Genomic DNA, 16,560 nt, shown 5'->3' with positions numbered 1-16,560 from the left:
CCTCCTTGTGATCAACCGATGGTTTCGATCACATGACCATCCTGATCGGTAATTTCAGTGCGGGCAATTCGAAAGAGAACGCCGGGCAGTGAAGCAATTTCAAATGTTTGCTCGACTGGGCGAAGGTTTGCAACTAACTCCGATACGGTTTGTTCATGCACAATTACCTTAATCTGGTTGCCATCCTCAGAAAATGAAGGTGTCCCCCCGGCTTCGAACGTAATGTTCACTCCTGATCCGATTAGGGACAGTGGAGCGCCTTTTGAAAAGCGGCTACGTAGTATTTTTCCGATAATCTGGGCTTGTTTTGCTCCGATCTGGAGTTCAGCGGGTACACTTTTTTGCAGTATTCTCTTGCGTGGAGATGTCCAGGCCAGTTGTTGTATGAATAAAAATGCTGTACTGGAACCTTCCTCTTCAATCCCGCGCTCAACAGCCTGTATCACTGAGGGGATATCCAAATATGAATTTCTCATGAGATCCGTAACGTATTTTGGTATGAATTCAACAAAGGCTGCTAACAATCCGCGGGTGTTCCATGTTTGCATCGTTTCGAGTTCCAGACCGGTGATTCCCACCATCTGAATGAATTTCACCGTTCCATTGGGTGTGGAGATCTCTGTCAGATCAGGATCTTCAATAAAAGAAAGTGCGGTTAGTAATGTATCTGAGCTGAGACAAATGGGGCCATTTGCATCCATGTAATCTCCCGCATGAAATACGTTTCCGCTAGTAAAAACATATCGTCCAACGTTCTGTAATAGATTCAGAGCCCAAGACGGGGGTGTGGACTCACCCTCACTCCGGGTAAGCCGAAACGTCATTTCAAATCCATAACCGCTATGCTCGATATCTTCCGATTCCTTCTCATACAGTTCTGAAAAACCATAGGTAATGAAATGCCAGTGAGGTATGGGGGCATCCACTTTGTATACGCTAATTCCATTTAGCGGATCAGGTCCACCGAGCATATAAGGAATGGCTGTACCATAGTGAAGTGGTTCCTGATCTCCATATAACTTGCTAACTGCTATATCAATGGCATCCCAACCGGATGTGTTTGCTTCTTCAGTCATTGTTGTGTTCCTCCTTGGCTATCCATTTTCCCGAAAAACATTTAAAATTAAGTCTACCTTTTTCAAAATCGGTTTCAAGCGGCTTAAGGATGAATTGCTTATCGTAGGACTTGGGGGTTACGATGTCTATTTCAGGGAGGGAATTTACATGAGTATGAAAGAGTTATATCTGGCGGAATTTAATCAAGGCAGTTGGGACTCATTTGTGCAACTCTTTGAAAAATCATATTTACATGTGGACCCCAAATGGGCTGAATGTGCAGAGCAGCGAGGGATTCCGGCAGATATTAGCAAGGTTATATTATGTGAAATGGGTGAATATGCGCTAAGATGGATAGACATGAAAGTTCCTGCATTGGGCGACGAAAGTCCTGCCAGCTACCTCGAATACGGGGATACAAATGCCCTAAGAGCAGCGATTATGCGAATGCCTCGATAACGTCCAAAGGTGGTCAGCGAGTGCATTGAGCGGAAAGTTGATTTTGCAAAACAGATATGTTACGCTTACATTACAAGAGAACAACAACCGAATACACAATAACATCTTTTGATGGATTGTAACTGTGCAGACAGGCAAAACCTAAACTGATGGTGAAATGAAGGCTCTTTTTTTGCGAGCTATTTTACCTTGAGTTTAGGTTTTTCTTGTTTTTTGGCGTGAAATACAGCCGCTGTATTCGGGAAAAACCCAAATAAAATTCGAAAAGAGGTTGTTCGTTATGACCACGGCAAAAAAAGGATTCCCCGAAAACTTCCTGTGGGGAGGCGCTACAGCTGCCAACCAATTAGAAGGTGCATTCGATAAGGACGGCAAAGGTCTCTCTACTGCGGATATGATTGCGCATGTTCCCAAAGAGAAGCGTACAGGCGGACATGCCATGGAAATCTCCTCTACACGAATTGAAGAGATTCTTTCCGGCAAAATTGAAGAACGTTTCCCTAAACGTTTTGGTATTGATTTCTATCATCACTATAAAGAAGATATCGCGTTGTTTGCTGAAATGGGCTTCAAAGTGTTCCGTTTGTCCATTCACTGGGCACGTATTTTCCCGAATGGTTACGATCAAGAGCCGAACGAAGCTGGCTTGAAATTCTATGACGATGTCTTCGACGAACTGTTGAAATACGGCATTGAACCGTTGGTAACCTTGTCTCACTATGAAACTCCGCTGGGTCTGACACAGAAATACAATGGTTGGGCAGGTCGTGAAGTGATTGGACACTATGTGAGATATGCAGAGACTGTGTTCAACCGTTATAAAAATAAAGTGAAATACTGGTTGACGTTTAACGAAATCAACGTGATGCTGTTTAGCCCGTACACAGGCGGCGGTATCCTGATTGATAAAGTGGACAACCAACTGCAAACGACATATCAAGCGCTGCATCACCAATTTGTAGCAAGTGCACTGGTAACCAAGCTTGCACATGAGATTATTCCTGGTTCCCAAGTGGGCTGTATGCTTGCTCGTATGGAAACGTACCCTGCGACCTGTAACCCGGTTGATGTTCGACTGGCGCAACATGAGAATCAGATTAACCTCTTCTTCACGGATATGCATGCTCGTGGTCAATACCCGAACTACATGGCTCGTTATTTTGAAGAAAACAACATTGTGATTCAGAAAGAAGCAGGCGATGACGAGATCTTGCTCAACAATACCGTTGATTTCATTTCCTTCAGTTACTACATGTCCGTAACCAAATCTGCATCCGCAGACAAAGAAGAAACAACAGGTAACCTGACTGGCGGCGTGAAAAACCCTTATCTGGAAGCTTCCGACTGGGGCTGGGAGATCGATCCGATCGGTCTGCGCGTAACGTTGAATAACTTCTGGGATCGCTACCAGAAACCATTGTTCATCGTAGAAAATGGCCTGGGTGCATATGACCGTGTTGAAGAAGACGGTTCAATTCATGACTCCTATCGTGTGGATTACCTGAAGAAACACATCGAACAAATGAAAGAAGCGATCAAAGATGGTGTGGATCTGATTGGATTTACCGCATGGGGCCCGATTGACCTCGTGAGCATGTCCACGTCTGAGATGTCCAAACGTTATGGTTTCATTTATGTGGATTTGGACGACGAAGGTAATGGAACACTCAAACGTTCGAAGAAAGATTCGTTTGACTGGTACAAAAACGTAATTGCCAGCAATGGTGAGCAACTATAATTTGGTCTGATTCCTTATCTTGAACCCGGATCGCTTTAAGTATTATGCTATTCGCGGATTGTTACCGCATAAAGCGGGCAAAACCCAACATAAAGCAGGCCATCGGTGATCATCTGATCTGAAGCCCTTTAGTTGGCGTGTTGTCCGCTTATTGATGTGGAACTGATCGAAACAAGTGCTTACGGGCATAGGGTCAACCGTTTTAACAAAGAATGAAGATAACGTAACCAGAGAGGAATGACAGATATGACAACACCATTTCCGAAGGATTTTCTATGGGGCGGCGCAGTCGCAGCCAATCAGCTCGAAGGAGCCTACAATACAGATGGCAAAGGCCTGTCTGTTCAGGATGTAATGCCGCATGGGATTACGACGCCAAGAACGGAAGGACCGACAGAGGATAACCTGAAATTGATCGGTATTGATTTCTACAACCGTTACAAAGAGGACGTTAAATTGTTTGCTGAAATGGGCTTCAAAGTATTCCGCACATCCATTGCCTGGTCCCGTATTTTCCCTAAAGGCGATGAATTGGAGCCAAACGAAAAAGGTCTGCAGTTCTATGATGACCTGTTTGACGAGTGCCACAAATACGGGATTGAACCCCTCGTAACGATCTCTCATTATGAGACACCGCTGCATTTGTCCAAAACGTATGATGGCTGGGTTAACCGTAAAATGATTGATTTCTACGAGCGTTATGTAACCGTGCTGTTTAACCGTTTCAAAGGCAAAGTAAAATACTGGCTGACGTTTAATGAAATTAACTCCATTCTGGAAGAACCATTCATGAGTGGCGGCATTTTCACACCAAAAGCGGAACTGTCCAAACAGGATCTGTACCAAGCAATCCACCATGAGCTGGTGGCAAGTGCGCTGGCAGTTAAACTGGGTCATGAGATTATGCCTGAAGCGAAAATTGGCTGTATGGTACTCAGTATGCCAACCTATCCATTGACACCAAATCCGGATGATGTTGTAGCTGCAATGCATGCAGAACAGCGGAATGACATCTTTGCCGATATTCATGCACGTGGCTATTATCCGAAATACATCAATCGTTACTTCAAAGCGAATAATATCAACATCAAGTTTGAAGATGGCGATGCTGAAATTCTGAAACATACGGTGGACTTCATCTCATTCAGTTACTATGTAAGTATTTGTGAGACAGGTGACCCACAGAAACGTGTTGAAGGTAAAGGAAATCTGTTTGCAGGTGTACAGAACCCTTACCTCAAAGCAAGTGAATGGGGATGGCAGATTGACCCGCAAGGCCTGCGCGTAACGCTGAATAAATACTGGGATCGTTATCAAAAACCGCTGTTTATTGTCGAAAATGGTTTGGGTGCAGTCGATGAGCTGATCACAGACGAAAATGGCAATAAAACAGTGAATGATGATTACCGGATTCAATACCTGAATGATCACTTGGTGCAAGTGGGTGAAGCGATTGAAGACGGCGTTGAAGTCATGGGTTATACCTCATGGGGCTGCATCGATCTGGTGAGTGCATCCACAGCAGAAATGAAGAAACGCTATGGCTTCATCTATGTGGACCGTAACAATGATGGATCAGGTACCCTGGATCGTTACAAGAAAAAATCATTCCATTGGTACAAAGAAGTTATTGATACAAACGGCGCAAGTCTAAAATCCGAAAACCATTAATTTCTAGTTCCAAAGACATATGTGGGCAGCATCTTCTTGTGTCATATTCAAGCACATTAACCGCTTTCACAAAAACATTGTCAGATGGATAATTATATGGTAAGATGGGCCTAAGGCTAATGAATACTGGATTGTTACTGTTCAATCAGGCAAAACCAGAAGCGGGGCATGTGTATCATGACCAGCTTTGGTTTTGCCTTTTACTACTTTGACGGTGCAAGGTGATGTGAAGAAATGAAAATTGAGAAGGTGCTGAACAACAATGTAGTTACTGTGATTGATCCAGGAGGAAACGAACTGGTCGTCATGGGACGGGGCATAGCCTTCAAAAAGCATACTGGTGAAACGATAGACGACAGTCTGGTCGAAAAAATATTCTCATTGGAAAGCAAGGAAGTATCGCAGAAACTGAAAACGCTTCTGTCTGATATTCCAGTTGAATATGTTGAATGCTCGGATGAGATTATTCGTTACGCCGAGACCGTGTTGGGTGAGAAGCTTCATGAAAGCATCTACATTTCACTTACGGATCATATTCATTTTGCCATTGACCGGCATCGTCAAGGCTTGCAGATTCGTAATGCATTATTCTGGGAGATCAAGCGCATGTACCGCAAGGAATATGCCATTGGGCTCAAGGCACTTCAGATTATTGAAGAAACATTGGGTGTCCTGCTTCCTGAAGACGAATGCGCATTCATCGCAATGCATCTAGTCAATGCCCAGATGAACGGTGAGATGAGAGAAACCATCAGCATTACGAATATCGTAAAAGATATACTCAACATTGTACGACGCAGCTTTGTCATTGAGCTGGATGAGGATTCGCTGAGTTATTATCGATTCCTGACACATTTGAAGTTCTTTGCTCAGCGCGTACTACACGGTACAGCGATTGAAGATAAGGAAGCAGATAATCCGCTTCATGACCTTGTGAGCAAACAATATCCTGAGGCACATGCTTGTGCCTGTAAGATTAACGACTATACTCGCAAGATCTATAGCCGGGTCTTATCCAAGGAAGAAATCCTATATCTGACCATTCATATTGAACGAGTTGTCAGAACTGAACAAACAATTGAATAATTGGGATTGTTACTGCAAAAAAGGCAAAACCTAAACGTTGAATAATGATAAGCTGAAACTGCTTTGTCATTATTCAGTGTTTAGGTTTTTTTTTAACCTTCATTACACATAAAAGGAGCAAAACACAATGGATAAACAACAATTGTCCAAGGATATTCTGAAGCTTGTTGGTGGCGAAGAGAACATCGATCAAGTCACACACTGTATGACAAGACTCCGGTTTAACCTGAATGACAACAAAAAAGCGGACAAAGCGACGCTGAAAAATACACCTGGCGTGATGGGCGTTATGGAGAATGGCGGACAGTTCCAGGTCATTATCGGGAACGATGTGCCCGTTGTGTATAATGCACTTGTAGGCAACATGTCCAAATCCCCGAATGCAGACGCTGGATCAACCGGTACTTCGACTGGGGTTAAGAAAAAGAGAAATCCAGTAAGTGCATTGTTCGACTTTATTTCCGGAATATTCACGCCGATTCTGCCAGCGATTACAGGTGCCGGTATGATCAAAGGGATCGTGGCAATCCTGGTAGCTGTAGGTTGGTTGTCTGATACCAGTTCAACTTATATCATTTTATCTGCTATCGGTGATGGTGCATTCTACTTCCTGCCGATCATTCTGGCGATCAGTGCTGCACGTAAGCTCGGTAGCAATATGTATATTGCTGCAGCGTTGGCAGCGGGGATTATGCATCCGACGATTACAGCCTTGCTTGCCAATGGTGACACCACATTTGTGGGCATTAAGGTTATAGCAGCAACCTATTCTTCTACGGTTATTCCAATTATTCTCGCAATCTGGATTGCTTCCTATGTAGAGAAAGCGGTTGATCGTGTTACACATGCTTCACTTAAGCTTCTGATTGTTCCAACGGTTACCCTGTTAATTATGGTTCCTCTGACCTTGATGACAGTTGGACCATTGGGTACAGTGCTCGGTAATGGTTTGTCAGGTGGTATTTCCTGGTTGTTCGACAATATGTCTATATTCGCAAGTATCTTGATTGGTGGTACGATGTCACTTCTGATCATTACGGGTATGCACTATGCACTGCTGCCGATCATTGTTGGTTCGATGACATCACTCGGTTACGATTTTATTATTCCACTGATGTTTGCAGCTAACTTGGCACAAGGTGGTGCAGCATTTGGTGTTGGTCTTAGATCGAAAAATGGTAAAACTAAATCGCTTGCTTATTCCACAGGTCTTACGGCTATTATGGGGATTACGGAACCGGCAATGTACGGGATCAATATGAAGTTCAAAAAACCATTTATTGCTGCCCTGATCGGTGGAGCTGTTGCAGGTGGATTCATGGGGATCGTCAATGTTAAAGCTTATGTACTTACAGGTCTAGTGGGTCTGCCAAGTATTGCAGCATTTATCAGTCCGGCAATTAGCACGTTACTCTACGCTCTGGCTGGTGGTTTGATTGCCATCGTAGCAGCAGCAGTACTGACGTACATCCTTGGTTTCCAAGAAGACAATGCTCCACAATCGGCTGAAGCTACGCCAGCTGCTGAGCCTACAACACCAGCAGCAACGACTTCTGCTTCCGCATTAACTGCTGTTGAAGAAACTAAAGTGCTGGATCAAGATGTATTTAGCCCAATTACTGGTGAAGTTAAATCACTAAGTGAAGTTCCAGACCCTGCATTCTCCGAAGAGATTATGGGTAAAGGTTTTGCGATTCAGCCGTCGGAAGGCCGTGTGGTTTCCCCAATTAACGGTACAGTATTCTCGTTGTCGAAGAGTGGACACGCTATCGGTTTGGTAAGTGACAATGGCGCTGAGATGCTCATTCACATCGGGATTGATACCGTGAAACTGAAAGGTCAATTCTTCTCGCCTAAAGTTCAAGCAGGAGCGAAGGTTGCCGTTGGTGATGTACTGATGGAATTCGACCGGGAAGAAATCGAAAAAGCCGGTTATACAACGATTACGCCGGTCATCATTACGAACATGCATCAATATAATTCAATTGAGTCTGCCGGACGTACAACGATTAAGGAAAAAGAATTGTTGTTCACGGCAAAAGCTTAACGAACATCGAAAAGCAGCAGTCTTTCCGGATGGAATTATTCCGGCAAGGCTGCTGCTTTTTAGTATATGGGCGATATTCTTCATGGCTGATATTTGCTGGACACTACACCGAGCGAGAAGGCAGCAGCTCCTGAACCAATTGTACAAAGTGCTGCGCGGGCTTGGAAAGATGACGATTGCGATGCCACACAAGCGCAGAATCTACGTTAGATTGCGCATCTTGAATACGATAGATATGGAACGGATGCTCATGATAAAGCTGAAGAACCGTATGGGGCACGATGGAGCTTGCAAAACCGAGTCGCACAAGTTCCAACAACATGTTAATATCCGAGCATTCGCCCGCAATCGAAGGGTTCACGTGATGCTCACGGAATTTCTGTAATATCAGTTCGAACATCCCGAGTCCTTCAGTGCTAGGAAGCAAGAGAGGGATATCGGCCAGCTTTTGAAAATAAATCCCGCGCTCATCCGCTGACTTCAGTGGTGTGGAGGAAATATAGAAGAGAGCTTCCTGCGGTAGATGCAGCACTTCATATTGCTCTGTTTTGACAGGCATCCGTACACAGGCAAGCTCAATTTTGCCTTCACCCAAGAGCTGGCAGAGCTGTGCAGATTCATTTTGCTGAATTTTATAAGTCACCTGAGGGTGTGTTGTCCGAAACTGCTGGAGCGCCTGTGGGATCAAACGATCTGAAATGGTATTAATGCCAAGCGACAGCTTGCCCCGAATGCCATACCTGAAGCTTTGCATCTCCATGACGGCTTCTTCCATATATTTGGTCATTGTGACCGCATAATCATAGAAGCTTCGACCCGCCTGTGTCAGCTCCATGCTGCGTCCTTTGCGTTCAAACAAAGCCACGCCGAGCTCGTCTTCCATCAGCTTGAGCTGCTGGCTTAAAGGAGGCTGAGCCATGTGTAATCTGCGCGCTGCCGCCGTGATCTGTCTCTCCTCGGCAATCGCGATGAAATAGCGACATTGTTTGATATCCACGTGTGTTCTCCTTATTTGCAGCGATATGATTTTCATATGGGAAACCAACAAAACATGTATTTTTATTATACTTACATCCTATGTTACCATACATAAGATTTAAACACTGCAAATCACACATGTCGATTATGATCTATCGAATATATGCCGTGAGGATGACGACGAATTGGAGGGTGAAGGTGCGATGCTGAAAACAATACATGCAGCTGCTGAAGCTGGACATACAGATGATGTGCTGCGGTTTATCGCACAAGGAACCGGAGTGAATGCCCGGGATGCGCGAGGACGGACGCCTCTGATGGCCGCGGTACATGGCAACAAGCCAGAGACGGCAAGTATGCTTATTGAAGCGGGAGCGGATGTGAACATCCAGGATCAACGACTGGAGAACATGCTGCTGTATGCCAGTGCGGAAGGTTTGCGTAAAATGGTCGAACTGGCTATAAAAGCAGGTGCTGATACCCGGATTACGAATCGGTTTGGTGGCATAGCTCTTATTCCTGCTTCAGATCGAGGTCATGTCGATATTGTGGAGATCCTTCTAAAATGCACGGATGTGGATGTGAACCATATCAACAATCTGGGCTGGACAGCTTTGCTGGAAGCGGTCATTCTGGGGGATGGCGGCACTCGCCATCAGCAGATCGTAGCATTGCTTTTGCAATATGGTGCCGATCCTTCCATTGCTGACCGGGACGGCGTTACAGCATTTGCGCATGCCCGGAGGCATCATTATAAAGAAATGGAGCGAATGTTAACCCAATCATGAACAGACATCAAGAGCAATCTTTGCAAAATAATTTAAAGGGTGCGTCATCGCTTGCATTGGCAGGTATTCAGTGGTTTTTCTTCCTGTTTACCAACACAGTGGTGGTGCCGTTATCCATCGGACACAATTTCCAGCTTTCACCGGAGGCCATTGCTGCGTCGATGCAGCATGCTTTTTTGCTTACCGGGGCTGTGTGTATATTACAGGCGTTCTTTGGCCATCGTTATGCCGTGATGGATGGTCCCTCGGGGTTATGGTGGGGGCTGACGCTAAGCTTAACGGCCTCGGCTTCATCGGCAGGAATGAGTTTGGAACGTATTGGGGGAGGACTGGCTGCGGGTTTCCTGTTAGCTGGGCTGACGATGATGATCCTTGGCGGGCTTGGAGCGGCGCATGTGCTTCAGAAGCTGTTCACACCAATGGTCAAGAGTGCGATGTTATTTCTGATGACGATTCAATTGACCATGAATTTCTTCAAAGGCATGGTTGGATACACCGAGTTTCGCACATTCAACCTGCCTGTAGCGGCGTTGTCCGTTGCTATTGCGTTTCTTGTGGCCTTAATCCAGCTTAAGGGAAAAGGCAAGCTTGGCAACTATTCCATCCTGATTGGCATCGTGACGGGGGGGATTGCCTACAGTTTTGTGTTCCCTGGACAGCATGCAGGAGCATCAGGTCAACAGGATTTAAACCTGTTTTCCTGGTTTCCATGGGGGACGCCGAAGTGGGAACCGGGAATCGTCATCACAGCTTTTTTTGTTGGGCTGGTGAATATGACGAACTCCATCACCACATTAAGCTCCGTCGAAAAAATATATGGAGTGCAAACGACCAGCCAACAATATAAACGATCGTACATGCTCACGGGATTGTTCACCATGTTATCTGCGTTTGTAGGTGTGCTGCCGTTCGGATTATTTGCTTCTTCGATTGGTTTTCTGGAGAGCACCCGCATTCTGAAACGGGCTGCGTTTGTTGTTGGAGCAGGCATGTTATGTATATTGGGACTTACACCTTCTGTGACAGCCTTTTTCGCACAAATTCCTCCCAGTGTAGGGAGTGCTGTGCTGTTTGTAGCCTATTTGCAAATGTTTGGTACAGCCCTAAGAACACTTGAAGGCACCACCTTTAATTCCAAAACCATCTATCGTGTGGCACTGCCTGTTCTTACAGGTGTTGCTGTAATGAACATCCCTGCTGAAGCGTTTCATGCTCTGCCCATGTATCTCATTCCGATCATTAGCAATGGGCTTGTCATTGGGGTTGTGGTGTCACTTTTGCTCGAAACCACAGTGGATTGGTCCAAGATGGACAATACTACGACTGCTACCAAAGCAGCCTGAAAATTTAAAATATTGAAACAGTCCGGTTCACCGGGCTGTTTTTTTTGTTAGATTCGTGCTTCCCGGGTTACTTCACCATAATTTTGCCTTGCCCCGCAAGCATTCTCATTTCTCTGGATAAACGCTCATGATTGCCTTGCTGGATCTCCAGCTGTACGCCGTAGTGCCATTGGTTATTTTCTTCTTTGCCCCAGCGCAGCGTTCCTTCCAAATACAAGGGGTCTTCAAAAAGCAGCAAGTTCATGCCGATTCGGATGTTATTGGACTCCACATGCAGATTTAACGGAAATGAAAGCTGACAACCGGATCGGCTGATATCGCATAATTCCGCTTGAATGGGTTTGGGTGGTGCTGAGGCGCCGTTAATGCTGAGTATAAAAATTTCGAACATTATCGGTTCCTTTAAAGTATAGCGAAAAGGTTCTCTTCTAAGGTTGATAGCCATGATTTCCTCCACAAAATCAAAAAAAGTCAGTTATGATTATATCGTCAATTTTGCTAAAAAAATGAAGAGATTAAGCTTGTTTGCTAACATCTTCAATTTTCTACAAGTGCAACAGGATCACGGATAGCCCCGAGGTTCCTTTAACCCATGTGTACGGCTTGATATAATGGTTGGATATGGTTCGGATTTCTCACCTGGATCAGTTGGGAAAGGAACGGGTGTTTATTTTGAATAAGGAAGGGAGAGATGAAACATGAACGGGAAATTTCAGATCTTCACGGATACGGCAGCACTGTGCCTGTATGATTTGGCGGCGCTAAAACATCGTGTTGAAGATACACCGGACTGGTGGTCTATTGCAGAGGATGAACTGACAGAGGTAAATGCAGGCAACTGTTTGTTTTTGAACCTAGGTGAAGATGGACAGTATGAGGTGACATGGAGTCTGGATGATGCGGGGAAGGAACTGAAGACTGCACCGGTATACCATCTACGTGTCCCTTCTGGTAACGTGTATCTGGGGGCTGCCGATGATGTAAGTGGGGGTGAATTGGAGCCCGATGAATCGTGCGGCGGCGTGTTGCTCCAGATAGAGCCCGGAAATTATGCGTGCATGATATTGAGGGAAAGCAATCAAATATGGATTACCATCAAACCAAGTCTGCAAAGCGAAAATAGTTTGAATGACTTGATCCGCATCTGACGTTATAAGTCCGTGATGGAAGGAGGCATATGGATATGGAAATGTATAAGGTACAGTTGGAACGCATACAGGGAAAGTTGAACAAACTCCAGACTCTGGACCCGAAGCGGAATCTGTTTGGGGCAGAGAATCATCAATATGAGATAGCTCCGGTATGGACATTGGACGAAATTAAAGCTTTTGAACAGAAATGGAAGATAGCGCTGCCTGAAGAGTATCAAGCTTTTTTGCTTGGGATTGGAAGTGGTGGTACAGGTCCTTATTATGGGCTGGAAAAGCCGGAGAACGGCATATATTTGGTGATGAATTATGATGATGAGTTGAATGCAATTTCTGAGCCGTTTCCACATGTGGAATCCTGGAATTGGGATGTGGACTGGTACGACGACAGCAAAGAAGAGGACGAGTGGGCAGCGCTTGAACATGAGTATTATGATCCGAAATGGTCGGCAGGGATGCTGCGAATCAGTGATTTTGGATGTGGCGTCTCGCTCAATCTGATCGTGAAGGGATTGTCCTACGGAGAGATCTGGACCGATGATCGAGCGAACAGTAATGGGATTTATCCGGATCATTATATGGGCAACGCGGAGCGGCTGGGTTTTCTCGACTGGTATGAATTGTGGCTGGACCGCTCGATCAATGAATTGAATGAGCAAGAGTAGTAGCCTTTAGCTAACTTTTAGATTAAAGGAGGTACCATGTGGGCTGGGAATATGGCATCAGAACAACAAATCCTGTCATTTTGCCTCGGATTGTGAAGCGACTGGCGGAGTCCTTAACCTTCTCAGACTTGTATAAGTTGGAGCATTATGAAGATGGGTTTGCGTTGCTTCAGGAGGGTTCGCCCTGGCCTGAAGCTCTACAAGTCTCGATTGAAGTGGCATCGGGAATGAATGAGATTGTAGAGGGAGAGTTATACATATATTGTCTGTTTCATGTAGGAGGTGAATTCGCAGCAAACTGGCTAAGGCAGATGGGAGCAGCTACGAATCAGGATGACGCTGAGCTGGAATGGTTTGAACTTTAAATAATGATGCGGAAATCAATACAAGAGCTTCCTCCTCAGGATTAGGTGGGGCTTTTTTGTGATGGAAAATAAATAAAAAACGGTTTGGCTTGTTCATCCGTCTTAAACCACAGAAAGAGAGAGAAGGAGGGGATTGCAGGGTGGAAACCAAAGCCGAGATGAAAAAGATGCTGTTTGTACAGAGCGAAGACGAGACGGCATTTGTCCAATCCATCATGGAGCATCAGGACACGCTGATCTCCATTGCCTACAGTTACCTGCGTAATCGTCACGATGCGCTCGAAGCGGTGCAGGAGATGACATGCCGGGCCTGGATCAAGCGTCGCTCTCTGAAAAATGAGAAGGCGTTCAAATCATGGATTATTCGTATTCTGATCTATGTGTGCATTGATGAACAAAGGCGTCGCAAACGGGCTACACCACTGCCAAGCGATGGGTTGGAGGAGGCGATATCCGAGTCTGCCATTGGAGGACGCAGCGATAACAGACTTGCAATGTGGTCCATGCTTGAGAAAATAAAACCAAAATACCGCCATGTATTACTGTTGAAATACTATAACGACATGACGTCAATTGAGATTGCCTCCATTCTTGGCAAACCGGAGGGCACCATCAAGACCTGGCAGCATAAAGGGTTGGAACTGTTACGGAAACAGATGAAGAACAGGGGGGATTGGCATGACAACTAGTCCGGAGGAACATGCACTTTTTGCAGATGCTTCCCAGGCTAAGCTGGAGAGACAACAATTGAATCCAGCGGATGCGGCCTTTGCCATTCAGCGAGGTCTGGCAAAGGCCAGAACCCGGCGAATGACAGGTCATGTGCAATTAAAGTGGATTACGGCGGTGCTCGTAACCGCTCTGGCAGCCGGTTGGCTGCTGCTGGGTCCGCTTGGCGGTTCTACACCACAACAGGCAATGTACAGCCAGCCTGCACAGAATTGGGGAGTTCTTGAACCTTTTCGGGAGTTGGCTGGAAAAGATGTAGACGGAAACACGATTACATCTGCAATTAACAATGGTTATGTACAGCTCGTGAATCGTTCTGTGAAATCAGGAATATATCAATTAACCGTCAATGCTGTGATGGCGGATGAAAACAAGATGATTGTATTGTATACAGCCCAGACGGATGCTTCCCAGGAGATATATTCGGTTCCCAAAACGAGTATGGTCAATGGCATGACGAACCAATCATTTGGCAATGGCGGTATAAGCAGTCTGTATAGCTCCAATGGAAAGTATACACTTTATGGACGTAGCACCGTTGAAATGGATGGGAATACACCGCTTCCTGGACAAGTGAAGTTCAATTTTCGCATTTCATCTGTAGTTCCTGATCTGCTGACTGACACGAATAAGGTTAAAAAAGATACCAAATACCAATTTTCGAAACCGATGGAAGTGAGCTTCGATCTGGACCCTAAATTTTCGGTGCCCAAGACCGAGAAGATCAAACTTAATCAGTTATTTACGATTGGCGGTCATGAGGTAATGTTATCTGAAGCAGAGGTATCTCCACTTGTGACACGGGTAAGATTTATCTATGAACCTAATCAAAAGATTGATTATAAAACCAAACTCTCTGTCAGTGATGTGGTCAACCCTACCGAGATTGTATCCACCACCAAGGACAGGCAGAAGACCTTGTTGTCCCGTGTGTCAGGTAACGGGACGGAAGATGGGATGATCTATTCCTTCAGTAGTAATCTGCTGGATGCCCCCCAATCTCTGGTATTAAAACTTCACGGTGAACCCGGCAAAGTTTACGATGATTTGCAGGAAGCCGAGAAACACAAGCTGGAACTGAAAATCAAATAGGATTCAGAAGAAGGGCGATACAAATTCATGGTTTTTGCAGATGACTTTGTGTCGTCTTTTCATTTTTCTTATACGGGGACTGCTGTTGCAAAAAAATAAAAATATTGGTTAAATTGCAATTTTTGTATTGTCACATCTGATGTTACACGATATAATCAACTTGTCTTGCAGGATAAAATTATAAAGGATGGTGAAATTTTGAAGAAATTTTCGATTCTTTTACTCGCTGTAACACTGTTATTATTGACAGTCTCCACGGTCTCTACGGCACCCGCTACATATGGTGCGGCCAGTTATCCCAACACAGGCACCAATGGTTTAACGGGTTTTGCCGGTAACGCCAAAAATGAGAGTGGTGTATCCAAATCAGCCACGACAGGTGGTAAGAACGGTCAGGTCATCTACATCAGCAATCTGAACGATCTGCGAACACATATGGCAGGCACAACAGCTGAAATACTGGTTATTGAACAAAATATTTCTTCCTCTACCTTGCAGAAAGTCGAATTTGGATCGAACAAAACGTTGGTAGGCTCTTTTGATAAACACACACTGACGAACATTCATTTCAGATCGACGTCCAGCTCAAGTAATGTCATTTTTCAGAATCTGACTTTTGAACACGCTTCCAATATTAATGCTAACGACGATATCCAGATGTATATTACTTCTGGCTCCAACTACTGGATTGATCACGTGACGTTCTCCGGCCACAGCTACAGCTCGAGCGGCAGTGATCTGGACAAGCTCCTGTACATTGGGGATCGCGCAGATTATATAACGATCAGCAATTCCAAATTTGCAAACCACAAATACGGAATTATTCTCGGATACCCGAATGATGGCAACAGCAGCTATAATGGTGTACCTCATGTAACGATGGCTAATAACTATTTTGAAAACCTGTATGTACGTGGTCCTGGTCTCATGAGATACGGTTATTTCCATATCAAAAACAATTACGCGAACAACTTTAACCAGGCGATTACCATTAGCGAGAAAGCACGCATTTATTCTGAAAACAATTATTTCGGTGCAGGCGCTGAAAAAGGCGGCATTCTGGATGATAAAGGAAACGGGGAATTTACGGATACAGGCAGCACACCTGCGTTAAGCAGTCCATCCTCTCCTCAAACGAGTTGGAGACCGAGCTCCAACTACAGCTATGAAGTACAGACAGCCAGTTATGCCCGTGAGTTTGTCACCAAGTATGCAGGTTCGTCTAACAACACACTTGTGTTCGGGAAATAAAAGGTAGCTGATCTTCTTAACATGTGAAAGCCCGTATCCCTGATGCGGGTTTTTACTATTTTTTTACTATGGAGAAAACCAAATGAAATTCCTGAAATATAAGTACATATTATATTCCTTCATATATTAAAAATTTATAATAAA

Annotated in this window: 16 protein-coding genes; 13 read left to right on the top strand and 3 right to left on the bottom strand. The window is 44.9% G+C overall.

Features of this window, described 5'->3' with window-relative positions; all coding sequences use genetic code 11:
* Positions 1-11: 11 nt before the first annotated feature.
* Positions 12-1,076, bottom strand: a complete 1,065-nt coding sequence (locus tag CRO25_RS21105) for a suppressor of fused domain protein (RefSeq protein WP_079696311.1) — start codon at positions 1,074-1,076, stop codon at positions 12-14.
* Between the two features lie 148 nt (positions 1,077-1,224).
* Here CRO25_RS21105 and CRO25_RS21100 point away from each other — a divergent pair, with 148 nt between their 5' ends.
* From CRO25_RS21100 to CRO25_RS21080, 5 genes are all read left to right on the top strand, one after another.
* On the top strand, positions 1,225-1,515 hold the full coding sequence (locus tag CRO25_RS21100; RefSeq protein ID WP_079696310.1) for a hypothetical protein: 291 nt from the start codon (positions 1,225-1,227) through the stop codon (positions 1,513-1,515).
* A gap of 280 nt (positions 1,516-1,795) precedes the next feature.
* The gene (locus CRO25_RS21095; protein ID WP_062325655.1) at positions 1,796-3,253 is read left to right on the top strand and encodes a glycoside hydrolase family 1 protein; all 1,458 of its coding nucleotides are present in this window, start codon (positions 1,796-1,798) and stop codon (positions 3,251-3,253) included.
* A 246-nt stretch (positions 3,254-3,499) separates the two neighbouring features.
* Positions 3,500-4,924: a glycoside hydrolase family 1 protein gene (locus tag CRO25_RS21090; protein ID WP_063565380.1), complete on the top strand. Its 1,425-nt coding sequence runs from the start codon at positions 3,500-3,502 to the stop codon at positions 4,922-4,924.
* Between the two features lie 234 nt (positions 4,925-5,158).
* The gene (gene licT, locus CRO25_RS21085) at positions 5,159-6,010 is read left to right on the top strand and encodes a BglG family transcription antiterminator LicT (protein ID WP_053781440.1); all 852 of its coding nucleotides are present in this window, start codon (positions 5,159-5,161) and stop codon (positions 6,008-6,010) included.
* Positions 6,011-6,137: 127 nt separating this feature from the next.
* The gene (locus CRO25_RS21080; protein ID WP_079696309.1) at positions 6,138-8,057 is read left to right on the top strand and encodes a beta-glucoside-specific PTS transporter subunit IIABC; all 1,920 of its coding nucleotides are present in this window, start codon (positions 6,138-6,140) and stop codon (positions 8,055-8,057) included.
* A 103-nt stretch (positions 8,058-8,160) separates the two neighbouring features.
* Here CRO25_RS21080 and CRO25_RS21075 read toward each other — a convergent pair whose 3' ends face one another.
* A complete protein-coding gene (locus tag CRO25_RS21075) occupies positions 8,161-9,054 on the bottom strand; it encodes a LysR family transcriptional regulator (protein ID WP_063565383.1) in 894 nt (297 codons plus the stop codon).
* 184 nt (positions 9,055-9,238) lie between these two features.
* Between CRO25_RS21075 and CRO25_RS21070 the strand changes: the two genes are divergently transcribed.
* Both CRO25_RS21070 and CRO25_RS21065 read left to right on the top strand, forming a co-directional pair.
* A complete protein-coding gene (locus tag CRO25_RS21070; protein ID WP_079696355.1) occupies positions 9,239-9,823 on the top strand; it encodes an ankyrin repeat domain-containing protein in 585 nt (194 codons plus the stop codon).
* Complete coding sequence (locus CRO25_RS21065; RefSeq protein WP_079696308.1) at positions 9,820-11,166, top strand: uracil/xanthine transporter; 1,347 nt, start codon at positions 9,820-9,822, stop codon at positions 11,164-11,166. Before CRO25_RS21070 ends, CRO25_RS21065 begins: the two co-directional genes overlap by 4 nt.
* Positions 11,167-11,233: 67 nt before the next feature.
* On the opposite strand, the gene CRO25_RS21060 is transcribed toward CRO25_RS21065, so the two are convergent.
* A complete protein-coding gene (locus CRO25_RS21060; protein WP_063565385.1) occupies positions 11,234-11,611 on the bottom strand; it encodes a PilZ domain-containing protein in 378 nt (125 codons plus the stop codon).
* A gap of 253 nt (positions 11,612-11,864) precedes the next feature.
* Here CRO25_RS21060 and CRO25_RS21055 point away from each other — a divergent pair, with 253 nt between their 5' ends.
* From CRO25_RS21055 to CRO25_RS21030, 6 genes are all read left to right on the top strand, one after another.
* Positions 11,865-12,314, top strand: coding sequence for a DUF6386 family protein (locus tag CRO25_RS21055; RefSeq protein ID WP_079696307.1), 450 nt, complete (start codon positions 11,865-11,867; stop codon positions 12,312-12,314).
* 35 nt (positions 12,315-12,349) lie between these two features.
* On the top strand, positions 12,350-12,979 hold the full coding sequence (locus CRO25_RS21050; RefSeq protein WP_179132224.1) for an SMI1/KNR4 family protein: 630 nt from the start codon (positions 12,350-12,352) through the stop codon (positions 12,977-12,979).
* A gap of 38 nt (positions 12,980-13,017) precedes the next feature.
* Positions 13,018-13,344: a hypothetical protein gene (locus tag CRO25_RS21045; protein WP_072734606.1), complete on the top strand. Its 327-nt coding sequence runs from the start codon at positions 13,018-13,020 to the stop codon at positions 13,342-13,344.
* Between the two features lie 140 nt (positions 13,345-13,484).
* The gene (locus CRO25_RS21040) at positions 13,485-14,033 is read left to right on the top strand and encodes an RNA polymerase sigma factor (RefSeq protein WP_240321406.1); all 549 of its coding nucleotides are present in this window, start codon (positions 13,485-13,487) and stop codon (positions 14,031-14,033) included.
* Positions 14,023-15,165, top strand: a complete 1,143-nt coding sequence (locus CRO25_RS21035) for a DUF4179 domain-containing protein (RefSeq protein ID WP_079696306.1) — start codon at positions 14,023-14,025, stop codon at positions 15,163-15,165. The genes CRO25_RS21040 and CRO25_RS21035 overlap by 11 nt, the downstream gene beginning before the upstream one ends.
* A 198-nt stretch (positions 15,166-15,363) precedes the next feature.
* Positions 15,364-16,416: a pectate lyase gene (locus tag CRO25_RS21030; protein ID WP_079696305.1), complete on the top strand. Its 1,053-nt coding sequence runs from the start codon at positions 15,364-15,366 to the stop codon at positions 16,414-16,416.
* Positions 16,417-16,560: the final 144 nt, after the last annotated feature.

The sequence above is a fragment of the Paenibacillus sp. RU5M genome, assembly GCF_900221055.1.
In the GTDB taxonomy this organism is placed as follows: Bacteria; Bacillota; Bacilli; order Paenibacillales; family Paenibacillaceae; genus Paenibacillus; species Paenibacillus marchantiae.
The sequence above is the reverse complement of the archived record's forward strand: the minus strand, read 5'-3'. Positions and strand labels throughout refer to the sequence as shown.